At 62.8% G+C, this 10,545-nt stretch carries 13 protein-coding genes; 12 read left to right on the plus strand and 1 reads right to left on the minus strand.

Going from position 1 to position 10,545, the window contains the following annotated elements:
• Window positions 1-1,578 (plus strand): DUF935 domain-containing protein, encoded by a 1,578-nt coding sequence (locus tag IPK59_04025; GenBank protein ID MBK8157977.1) that lies wholly within the window; start codon window positions 1-3, stop codon window positions 1,576-1,578.
• Window positions 1,578-2,801, plus strand: coding sequence for a minor capsid protein (locus IPK59_04030; GenBank protein MBK8157978.1), 1,224 nt, complete (start codon window positions 1,578-1,580; stop codon window positions 2,799-2,801). The genes IPK59_04025 and IPK59_04030 overlap by 1 nt, the downstream gene beginning before the upstream one ends.
• Before the next feature lie 99 nt (window positions 2,802-2,900).
• Here IPK59_04030 and IPK59_04035 read toward each other — a convergent pair whose 3' ends face one another.
• Window positions 2,901-4,310: a hypothetical protein gene (locus IPK59_04035; protein MBK8157979.1), complete on the minus strand. Its 1,410-nt coding sequence runs from the start codon at window positions 4,308-4,310 to the stop codon at window positions 2,901-2,903.
• A 288-nt stretch (window positions 4,311-4,598) separates the two neighbouring features.
• Between IPK59_04035 and IPK59_04040 the strand changes: the two genes are divergently transcribed.
• From IPK59_04040 to IPK59_04085, 10 genes are all read left to right on the plus strand, one after another.
• Window positions 4,599-5,696 carry a hypothetical protein gene (locus tag IPK59_04040; GenBank protein ID MBK8157980.1) on the plus strand — a complete coding sequence of 366 codons (1,098 nt, stop codon included), beginning with the start codon at window positions 4,599-4,601 and terminating at the stop codon, window positions 5,694-5,696.
• A gap of 119 nt (window positions 5,697-5,815) precedes the next feature.
• On the plus strand, window positions 5,816-6,154 hold the full coding sequence (locus IPK59_04045; protein MBK8157981.1) for a DUF2190 family protein: 339 nt from the start codon (window positions 5,816-5,818) through the stop codon (window positions 6,152-6,154).
• Between the two features lie 70 nt (window positions 6,155-6,224).
• Window positions 6,225-7,148: a major capsid protein gene (locus IPK59_04050; GenBank protein ID MBK8157982.1), complete on the plus strand. Its 924-nt coding sequence runs from the start codon at window positions 6,225-6,227 to the stop codon at window positions 7,146-7,148.
• Between the two features lie 67 nt (window positions 7,149-7,215).
• Window positions 7,216-7,377 carry a hypothetical protein gene (locus IPK59_04055; GenBank protein ID MBK8157983.1) on the plus strand — a complete coding sequence of 54 codons (162 nt, stop codon included), beginning with the start codon at window positions 7,216-7,218 and terminating at the stop codon, window positions 7,375-7,377.
• A gap of 109 nt (window positions 7,378-7,486) precedes the next feature.
• A complete protein-coding gene (locus IPK59_04060) occupies window positions 7,487-7,918 on the plus strand; it encodes a DUF1320 domain-containing protein (GenBank protein MBK8157984.1) in 432 nt (143 codons plus the stop codon).
• Window positions 7,918-8,403, plus strand: coding sequence for a phage virion morphogenesis protein (locus IPK59_04065; protein ID MBK8157985.1), 486 nt, complete (start codon window positions 7,918-7,920; stop codon window positions 8,401-8,403). Before IPK59_04060 ends, IPK59_04065 begins: the two co-directional genes overlap by 1 nt.
• A complete protein-coding gene (locus IPK59_04070; GenBank protein ID MBK8157986.1) occupies window positions 8,400-8,840 on the plus strand; it encodes a hypothetical protein in 441 nt (146 codons plus the stop codon). Before IPK59_04065 ends, IPK59_04070 begins: the two co-directional genes overlap by 4 nt.
• 28 nt (window positions 8,841-8,868) lie before the next feature.
• A complete protein-coding gene (locus tag IPK59_04075; GenBank protein MBK8157987.1) occupies window positions 8,869-9,111 on the plus strand; it encodes a hypothetical protein in 243 nt (80 codons plus the stop codon).
• Between the two features lie 13 nt (window positions 9,112-9,124).
• Window positions 9,125-10,054 carry a hypothetical protein gene (locus IPK59_04080; protein MBK8157988.1) on the plus strand — a complete coding sequence of 310 codons (930 nt, stop codon included), beginning with the start codon at window positions 9,125-9,127 and terminating at the stop codon, window positions 10,052-10,054.
• 126 nt (window positions 10,055-10,180) lie between these two features.
• Window positions 10,181-10,516: a hypothetical protein gene (locus tag IPK59_04085; GenBank protein MBK8157989.1), complete on the plus strand. Its 336-nt coding sequence runs from the start codon at window positions 10,181-10,183 to the stop codon at window positions 10,514-10,516.
• Window positions 10,517-10,545 lie beyond the last annotated feature (29 nt).

Raw genomic sequence — 10,545 nt, forward strand, 5'->3', positions numbered from 1 at the left:
ATGTCCACCCCACGGCTTCTCGGCCCCGATGGCCTGCCGATCAATCGCCAGATGCTGACCCAACAGCAGGCGACGCCAAATGTGCTGGCACGCCGGAACATCACCAGCCTGCATCCCTCCATTGGACTCGACCCGTTGCGCCTCGGCGCCATCCTGCGCATGGCGGAGACGATAGATCCCACGGCCTATCTGGAGCTGGCCGAGGACATGGAGGAAAAGGACCTCCATTATCTCGGCGTCCTCGGCACCCGGAAGCGCGCCGTGGCCCAGCTTGAAATCACAGTGGACTCAGCGACCGATGCTCCGCGCGACGTCGAGATCGCCGATTTCATCCGTGGCTTCGTCAGCCGCACCGAGCTGGAGGACGAACTCTTCCACATGATGGATGCTGCCGGCAAAGGCTACAGTGTCACCGAGATCGTGTGGGAGGTATCGGAGAAGCAATACATGCCGGCGCGCCTGGAGTGGTGCGATCAGAAATGGTTCCGCTTTGACGAGATGGGGCAGAACCTCCTTCTAATCGACGGGCAAAACTACAGGCCGCTCACCGCCTACAAGTTTATCACCACCCGTATTGCAGCCAAGTCAGGCCTCACCGTGAAAGGTGGCCTGGCGCGTGCTGTCGCCTGGTGCTGGCTCTTCAAGAACTTCACCCTCAAGGATTGGGTGATCTTTGCCGAGGCCTATGGCCACCCGGTGCGCGTCGGCAAGTATGGTCCCGGCGCCTCGCCCGAGGACAAGGCAACGCTGCTCGATGCCGTGATGAACATTTCGACAGACTTTGCCGCCATTATCCCGACCTCGATGGTGATCGAGCAGCTCCAGGTCGACGCGCCCAAATCGGTCGAGCTCTTCAGCAGCCTTGCCAATTATCTCGACCAGCAGGTCTCCAAGGTGGTGGTCGGGCAGACCGGCACCACGGACGCGATCGCCGGCGGCTATGCGGTCGGCAAGGTCCACAATGAGGTCCGCGAAGACATCAAGCGGTCGGACGCCAAGCAGCTCGCCGCTGCCATCAACCGCATGCTCGTGCGGCCGATGGTTGATCTGAACTATGGGCCGCAGAAGGCCTATCCGACGCTGCGCATCGGCAATCGTGAGGCGATGGATCACGAGATGCTAGGCAAGACGCTGCCGGCGTTGATCGACCGGGGCTTGAAGGTCGGCATGTCCAGCATCCGCGACAAGCTCGGTATTCCCGACCCGGCCGACGATGAGGAGCTGCTCGGCCCGTCTCGGGAAAGCCAGACGCTGCCGGCCAAGGATGACGTGGCGGACGATGAGACGAAACCAACCGACAAGCATGTGGCGTCGCGCCACCCTGGCATCAGTGGCCCGCGCGATTATGTCGACGATCTGGAGGACGCCCTCGATCAGCAGACGCAGGCGGTGATGCAAGGCGCCGTCGATCAGATCCGTACTCTCGTGCAAGATCCGACGATTACCAGCCTGCAGCAGCTTGCCGATCGGCTGCTCGATCTCTATCCCTCGCTCGACCTCACCAAGCTAGGCGATCTGCTCGCCGATGCGATGTTGCTCGCGCATGTCAAGGGCGCTGACGAGATCGGAGCGGCCTGATGGCGCCTAACCCGGCTCCGGGCGCGGTCCCATTCACCGAGGCGGCCGACTTCTTTCGCGACAAGGTGCGCCTGCCGACCGCGACCTGGACGGATCTGTGGCAGGGCATGCATGCGCGCGCCTTCGTCGTCGCCGGCGCAACCAAGGATGCGCTGTTGAAGGACTTCCAGGGGGCCATTCAAAAGGCCTTAGACCAGGGCACCACACTTGCCGAGTTCCGCGCCGACTTCGACCGCATCGTCGCAACGCATGGCTGGAGCTACAACGGCGGCCGGGGCTGGCGCTCGGCCATAATCTACAACACCAACCTCCGCATGGCCTACTCGACCGGCAAATGGGCTCAGGCTCAGCGCGTGAAGGCATTGCGGCCCTATCTTCGCTACGTCGCCATCCTCGACACGAAGACCCGGCCGGAGCATCGCGCCTGGCATGGCACCATCTTGGCCGTCGATGATCCATTCTGGGATACGCATTGCCCGCCCAATGGATGGAATTGCCGCTGCACGATCCAGTCAATCTCGGAAATCGACCTCAAACGCTTCGGCCTGAAGGTGAGCGATGCGGCACCGCCGATCGACCTCATCGACCGGCCGGTCAACATGCCGGGTGGCCAGGTGCTGATGAAGGTGCCGCAGGGCATCGATCCGGGCTTCGGCTATAGCCCTGGCCTCGCTGCCCATGGCCGCAAGCTCTCCGACGATGTGATGGACGCCTGGCGCCGCGCCGGCAGCGAGAGCTGGGAGACGTTGACGCCGGGCGATTGGCGGGATCTTGGCCGCCCGGCCGCCGTGCCGATCGACAAAGCGGTCGCCACTGTGGGCGCCAAGGCATCGTCCGTCGACAATATGGCGTCGGCGATCAGCCATGCGATCGGTGGCCGTGAACGTACCTTCGATCTACCAGACGGCAGTGTCGTCGCGGTCAATGCGGAGAGCCTGGCGACACATATGCCGATCGAGCGGGCGCCCTTCGTGCCGTTCCTGCCCGAGCTGCTCACCGATCCCTTCGAGATCTGGCTGTCTTTCGAGCGCCACCAGGGCACGGGCAAGGTCGAATTGCGGAAGCGCTTGATCAAGGTGCTGGACGATGGCACGCGAAAGCGCGGCCTGGTCATGGCCGCTCAAGTGGTGCGCGGTCGGCTGGAGGCCTGGACCTTCTTTCCCTCGTCGCAGCTCGGCTATCTGCAAAGCCAGCGCCGGGGAAAACTGCTCTTTGGGCGGTGAGAGGATGGAGCCTAGCGGCATGCGCGCCGCCGGCACCGGGACCTGGGTATCGGGGGCAGCATCCCCACCGCAGCTCCTTCGTACCCAAAGATAGGCCGGCTAGGCCAAGGTTTCAACATCCGTTTTAGCCTTGTTTAGCCGGAGTCTGGCCTCTTCCGTCTCTGCCAGTGCTTCGTCAAATGTGCGGTCTGCGTTATTGATGAATGCCGTCCGGGCCAATGCACTATCAATCGACTCCCGCGTCATCACATACACGCCATAGCGTTGCGCCTCTTCGATCTCCGCATCAAGTTCCGCTTGATCCTTTGCGGATACCATTACTGGCAGAAGCTGGATATTTTTGTTGTTGCCAGCATCTAGGCGCTTCCGAACCTCGGCCACCCTCGTGACTAATTTCTGCAATTTCGTATCGGCTTTTAGATTGCCCACCGTGCACTCAACGATGGCGAGGTTTCCGCGAGGTGTTGCAACGATCATGTCGGACCAGTCCATCAGCTTTGTGCTGACTGTTCCCAAATGTGCGGCGCTAAATCCTAGCAGCCAAAAAAGCCAAGCCACGGCCAGCTCGAAATCGTCTTGAGGCTGCTTCTTTTTGGCGCTCAGGAATTCGACCATGTGCTTCAGTTCACCGTCGGCGGCCTCCAGAGCGGCGCGACGAGGATTTCTAGTAACCTTGGGGTCGCCGATCCAGAAGTAGTGTTGTGCTAGGCCGTCATAGGAGACAATACAATTCACGATAGCGCCTTCGGGCACGGTCACCTCCAAAAGGCCGTATTGACTAAGCTCACGGGTGGTCCATGTGAGGTCATTGCTAGAAAAATACCGCCGCTCATGGACTTGGTCGATTCCTTGGACGATCAATCCGAGCGACACTTTGTCGGTGGGCAGGTGAGGTGAAAAAAAGATTCCAACTCTTGCTTTCGTACCGTCGACCGTGGACTCCCCCGCATCGATCTCGGCAATAGTGATGGCCGTGAATTCAATGTAAGCATGCGGCGGAATGCCAGCATTTAGGCCATAGGCATGCTGAAGATCTCGCAGGCTGTGATAGGGGGGATTACTTGCTCGTAGTTCCCAATCGATATGGGGCTCGTACAACCAGCCATCGGTAGCTTGGCCGGCCAACAACAATGAAGCGATGCGTCGCTGCGTTGTAATTCCTCCTGGACTGAAAGGGGTAAAACCAGATTCGCGCAGCCCGTGGGGCGGGGAGCTGAAAAGTAATCTACCCCCTGGAATCTCGATTTCTCCGGCCTCCAACGCCGCGACAATTTGTCTTCCAGTCATTTTTAGGTCGCTGAATCGGACTTGCCCAACCTGGATCGAGGGCGAATTGAAGACAGGCATCACGGTCGGCGCTGGCCGAAATTGGTAGGTTAAGCTTCCGGAGACCAGCAACAGTGCCGCTTCCTGCCTGACAGCAAGATATGTAAAGAGCCCGTCGCTATATGCCGACTCGCCCCCCGAGATAGAAGCAAAGAACTGCTCAACTTTTCGGTCGCTCTCCATGACGATTGCCCCTTGGATTCTAACTCTACCGAAAGCGGCTCGCAGACATGCACCGGCCCCGTCGCAGCCCCGACCATACCCTATTCCCATTTGAAGGGCATTTTGAAGGCCCTGGCGGGCACCCGGAGGCCATCCGGCAATTTTCGACAGGGGCAATTGCCAGCCCGGTGCCAAATCCCCATACTCACCCCGAATTCGCGGTCCTGACCGCGTGACCCCCTTGCCCCGGCCCCGCCGAGCATGTTCGGGGTGCCGAGGCGGTGCTCCCGACGACTAGCTTCCGGGGGTATGAAGACCCCCACGAACGTCATCGTCGCAGCCCAGGACCTGGCCGGCAAAGCTCCGGCCCGCATCCAGTTGCTGCCCAAGGAAGCCGTCACCGGCGCCGCCTGGCGCGGGCAGGACGGCCGAGGCCCGTATAGCGTCGGCGACATCGCGAAGATGATCGCCGCCAGCCAGCTCCCGCTCAGCATTGACTACGACCACCTCTCGGATCTGCCGCAGGGCGCCGGCGTCGAGAAGCCGGCCGCCGGCTGGATCACCAAGCTGGAATCGGACGCTGACGGATTGTGGGGCGAGGTCGAGTGGACCAGCCGCGCATCGGCGTCGATTGCCGACAAGGAATACCGGTTCATCTCCCCGGCTTTCGCCGTCTTGAAGGATTCCGGCGAGATCCTCCGGCTCACCGGCGCCGGCCTGGTCAACAAACCGAACTTCGTCATGCAGGCCCTGGCGTCTCAATCCGGCGGCCTGCCGACCGATCCTCCCGCCAAAGAAAAGGAAGCCACCATGAACGCCTCTCAGTCGGCGGCGCTTTGCGCTGCGCTCGCCATTGCCACGGACAGCGACGCCAGCGCGATCGTCACCGCCGCGCAGAATCTCCGCGTCCAGCTCGACACCCTCGGCAAGACCCTCGACCTCTCGGGCAAGACCAGCGTCGAGATCGCGACCGCAGCGGTCGGTGCCCTTGCGCGCCTCGACACCGCCGCCTTCGTGCCGAAAGCGGACCACGACAAGGTCGTTACCGATCTCGCTTCGCTCCAGACGAAGGTCAAGGAAGCCGATGCGATCGCTGCCGTCGAAACCCAGATGCGCGCCGGCAAGGTGACGCCGGCGCAGAAAGACTACTGGACTGCCGAAGCCAAGCGCGACCTGGCGGCATTCAACAAATGGGCCGAGAGCGCGCCCGTCGTGGTCGACCCCGGCACCGTGCAGGCAACACTCGCCGCCGCCGGCGAAGGCAAAGACAAGATTGCTGTCGGCATTCCGACCCAGCCCGGTACCACCATGGATCCCGAGCGCATCGCCCTCCACAACAAGGTGCGCGCGCACATGGCCAAGAACCCGAACGTCAGTTACGAGGCGGCGCTCCGCGTCGTCGCCTAACCGTTCGTGTGGGGAGGGTCGCGGTCTTCGATCCATTGCGAGATGGGTCGGCGACCGCGACCAGCAACACACCCGCCCACCCGCGCCCGACTAAGGCGACGTACACAAGGATCTGATCGATGAGCAAACAAGCCCTTTCCGTTTTGGTGTTGAGCATCGCGGCCACCGCCGTTCTCGTTAAGAACCGCTTCATCACCCATGCCGGCGCCGTGCCGGCTGCGGCCGCCCGCTGCCTCGGTGTCACACGTACCGACGCGGCGATCGGCGACCAGATTGCCGTCGACGTCCTCGGCACGGCCGTGGTCGAAGCCGGCGGCGCTATCGCGGCCGGTGCCCAGGTCGAAGTTGACGCCTCGGGCCGTGTCATTACCAAGGCCGCCGGCGTCGTCGTCGGCAGCGCCCTGCAACAGTCTCTCGCCCTCGGCGACTCTATCGAGGTGCTGCTCATCCCGAACTGATACCGGCCCGCCACCCTAACGGCGATCCGCGCCCGCTACCTTCAAAAGGAGTTCAACCGTGACCACCAATATGTCCCTGCGCCAGGTGCGCGTGATCGACCCGGTCCTTAGCAGCGTTGCTATCGGCTACTCCAATCCGGCATTCATGGTGCCATTGATTCTGCCGCGCGTCCCCGTGTTCGCCGCCGGCGGGCAAATCATCGAGTTCGGCAAGGAAGCCTTTCTCAGCTACAACCTCCGCCGCGCGCCTGGCGGTGGTACCAAGCGCGTCGCGCTCGGTTACACCGGCAAGCCCTACGCCCTGGTGCAGGACGCGCTCGAAATTCCGATCCCCTTCGAGCATCAGCGCGATGCCGAAGCCGTGGTCGGCATCAATCTCCAGACGAACGCGACAAAGAAGGGCATGTCGATCGCCCTCAAGTCCCTGGAGGTCGAAGGCGCCACGCTCGTCACGACGCTCGCCACGTATGCCGCCTCCAACAGGGTCACCCTGGCCGGCGGCACCAAATGGTCGGCAGGCACCGGCGTGCCCGTGACGGATTTCGACACCGGTCGCGAGGCCATCCGCTCACAGTGCGGCGTCTATCCCAACACGGCCTGGTTCTCGCCGGTTGCCTGGAACGCCTTCAAGAACAATCCACAGGTGGTCGATCGCTTCAAGTACACCAATCCGGACGGCATGGTGTCGCCGGAGATGGCAAAGGGCATCCTGCAGGTTGACAACGTCTATGTCGGCGCGGCGATCAGCATGACCGATGCCGGCGTCGCCAGCGATATCTGGGGCAACAATGCCGGCCTCTGCTATGTGCCGCCGGTGCCGGAAGATGCCGACACGCCCGGCTTCGGCTTCACCTATGCCATGGACGGCGATCCGCGCGTCGAAGAGATCTATGCCGACCGGCCGAACAAGAGCTGGATCGTGCCCGTGACTTACGAGCGCGCTCCGGTCATTGCCGCCGCCTCGGCCGGCTACCTCTTCCAGTCCCCGAACTAATCGACGCGCTCGACACGCCGGCGGCGCACCCCGTCGCCGGCCCGATCGCGGTCAATAGGAGATCCCCATGAAGGTAAAGGCGCTCACGCCGATCAGAACGAAGCCGGGCAAAGCCGCTTGCGAGATCGGCGCCATCATCGACATCGACGACGAAGAGGTGGCCGACCTGGCCGCCGTCGGCGCAGTCGAGAAACTGGCGGAAGAGAAACCCGCCAAGAAGGCCACCTAATACCAGGGCCGTCGCGCCATCGGCTTAGCCGATGGTTTGGCCCACCAGGAAGGGCCGGTGACTGCGCGATAGGCACCGGCCCGCCTTACTTCCCCACCGGGGTGACAGCTTGACCTACGCCCTGCAAATCGATCTCGAAAGACACGCCAGTGTTGAGGCGCTGATTTCGCTGACCGATCGTGACCAGCCCCCGGCCGGGGTGGTCAACGTGGCGACGATCGCCGACGCGCTCGGCAAGGCGACCGCCATGGTCGACAGCTATCTGCGCGGCCGCTACGCACTGCCGGTCAATCCGGTGCCGGCCGAGATCAACCTCTACACCACCCACATCGCCTATTATCTCCTGCACGGCAACGCCTCGGTCTATCCCGACGCCGTGAAGGCCGATTACGAGAATGCGATAGCACGCCTGCGCGAGCTGGCGAACGGCATCACCATGCTGAGCGCCGCCGTGGCCGCCGCATCCGACGCTGTGTCATCCGGCGCGCAGTATTCCGGCGATGACCGGAAGTTCACCCGCACCAACATGGTGGATTTCTGATGTCAGCCGTTCTTTCCTTCCGCCTGGACGACATCGCTGCCAAGGCCGAGCTGGCCAGGCTGGAGCATGTCGCTGCAGATCCGCAGCCGATCATGGACGCGATCGGCGCCGGCCTGGTTACCAGTACCCAGATGCGCTTCGAACAGGAGCAAGGGCCGGACGGCAATCCATGGCCACGATCAATCCGCGCCATTGCGGAAGGCGGCAGCACGCTCCGCAAGAGCGCCCGGCTTTATCAGTCCATCACGCACCGCGCGACCGCGTCGCAGGTCGAAGTCGGCACCAATGTCATCTATGCCGCCGTCCACCAGTTCGGGGCGAAGATCGTCGCCAAGGCAGCAAAGGGCCTGCGATTCAAGATCGGCGATATGTGGGTCACGAAGCGCAGCGTCACCATCCCGGCGAGACCATTCCTCGGCATCGGCGCGGGCGATCGCGAAATGATCGTCGACGTCATCGCCGACGCCTTGAGGGCGGCACAATGACGATCGAAGTCATCGACGCCACCATGGCCCGGGTGAAATCCCAGGTCGCCGCCCTTCAAGGCCGCGTTGAAGACGTCGCGGATCTCGCCCTGATGGTCGAGAAAGGCGTCGTGCCGACCCAGACGCCGACCGCGTGGGTGGTGCCGATCGCCGAGGACTTCGAGCCGGCGGCCGATATGATCGGCGAGACCCGCCAACGCGGCACCGAAACCGTTGGCATCGTCTTGGTGCACGGCGTCAAAGGCGACGGCAAAGGTGCCAAGGCGCGCGGCATCCTCGACGCACTCGGCAACGACGTGAAGGTAGCACTCCTCGGTTGGGTGCCTTTCTCCGGCTGCGATCCGATGGAGCTGCGGCGCGTGCGCCTGGTCGGCATCCAGGCCGGCTGTGTGTTTCTGCAAATCGATGTTTTGACCCGCTGGTATCTGCGCGCCTGACGCGCCGCCGGCAACAAGGAGAGACGACATGAATGGTCACGGCGGCAGCTTCATCATGCAGGCGGATGGCACGGCGTTGCAGGTCGAGGGTCAGAACATGACCGACGCCGAGCGCGCGACGGCCCGCGCCAAAGCTGACGACATCATTTCTGAGGCGGCGCGAAAGCAGACCGAGGAGGAAGCCGCGGCCGCTGCGCCGAAGACCGAACCCGCCGGCGACGGTTCCAACCCGAGCGAAGGCGGCACTCCCGGCCGTCGCCGCCAGAGCTAAGGAGTAATCTCACATGGGTTACAAATGGAGAGCTAAAGCCCTCACCTTCAAGGTCGAGACGGTCTATGGCACGGATTCGGTGCCGACCGGCGTGGCCAATGCGGTGCAGGGTCTCAATGTCGAACTCACCCCGCTCGATGGCGACAGCATCAGCCGTGAGATCGAGCTACCCTGGCTGGGTAACAACGGCGATCTGCTGGTCAAGTCGCACGCCACGCTCAGCTTCGACGTCGAAATGACTGGCGCCGGTGCCGCCGGCACAGCGCCGGCTTATGCGCCGTTGCACCGCGCCTGTGGCTTTGCCGAGACGCTCACCGCTTCGGTGAAAGCCGAATACTCGCCTATCTCGGCCGCGTTCGAATCGGCGACGATCTATTTCTTCTTCGGCGGCAGCAAGCACGCCCTGCTCGGCGCGCGCGGTTCGGTGCGCGCGTCGATCAATGCCAACGGCCTCCCGGTCTGGCGCTACATGTTCAAGGGTTTGTTCGTCGCCGTCACCTCGGCGGCGCTCCCGGCCTTGACACTCACGGCCTGGAAGACGCCGGTCACCGTCAATAAGAACAACACGACGATCTTTTCGATCCACGGCTTCTCGTGCGTCGCCCAGTCGTTCGAACTGGATATGGCCAACCAGATCGAGGGCCGTTTCCTCATCGGTCAGGAATCGATCGAGCTGGTAGACCGCAAGCCGAGCGGCACCGCTGTCATCGTCAGCCCGGATCTGAGCCTGAAGGACTTCTTCGGCATCGCCATCAACCGGACGCGCGCCGCGATCTCTGTGAAGCACGGCACGGTGGCCGGCAACATGGTGCAGATCGATGCGCCTGCCGTGGAAATCGGCCGGCCGACCTACAGCCAGGACCAGGGCGAGATCATGATGAACTTGCCCCTGCTCTTCGCCCCGAGCCTTGGCAACGACGAGGTGAAGATCACCATCACCTAACGAGGATGTCGCCGCTGAAAATGCGGCTACCGCCCGGCGGCTATAGCTGGGCTACCGGCGGAAACTGTCCAGCCGGAGGCCGGTGAAATCCCGGCCAATTCTATTCCCCCACGCACGGAGATCCCCATGGCTTTCAAACTCGCAACCGAGCGCCGCTTCAAGACGAAGATCCTTATCCGCATGCCGAATGAAAAGGGCACGCACTCCCAGATCGATTTCTTTGCCATCTTCAAGTCGCTGAAGGTCAGTGACATCAACGCGCTCCGCGCCGCCGGCGAGGACCTGGAACTGCTTAAGCAGGTGTTTGTCGGCTTCGAGAATGTCGAGAATGAGGACGGGTCGCCAGCAGAGTTCACCGAGGAGGCGCGCGATCGTCTCCTGGATGAGCCGCTGGTCCTGGCGGCGCTGTCGCAGGCGTATCTCGCCGAAGCGATCAACGGGACGGGTCGGCAAAAAAACTAATCGAGGCCGCGCAGGCGATCGCGCGCGGC

The organism is Rhodospirillaceae bacterium, assembly GCA_016712715.1.
In the GTDB taxonomy this organism is placed as follows: Bacteria; Pseudomonadota; Alphaproteobacteria; order Dongiales; family Dongiaceae; genus Dongia.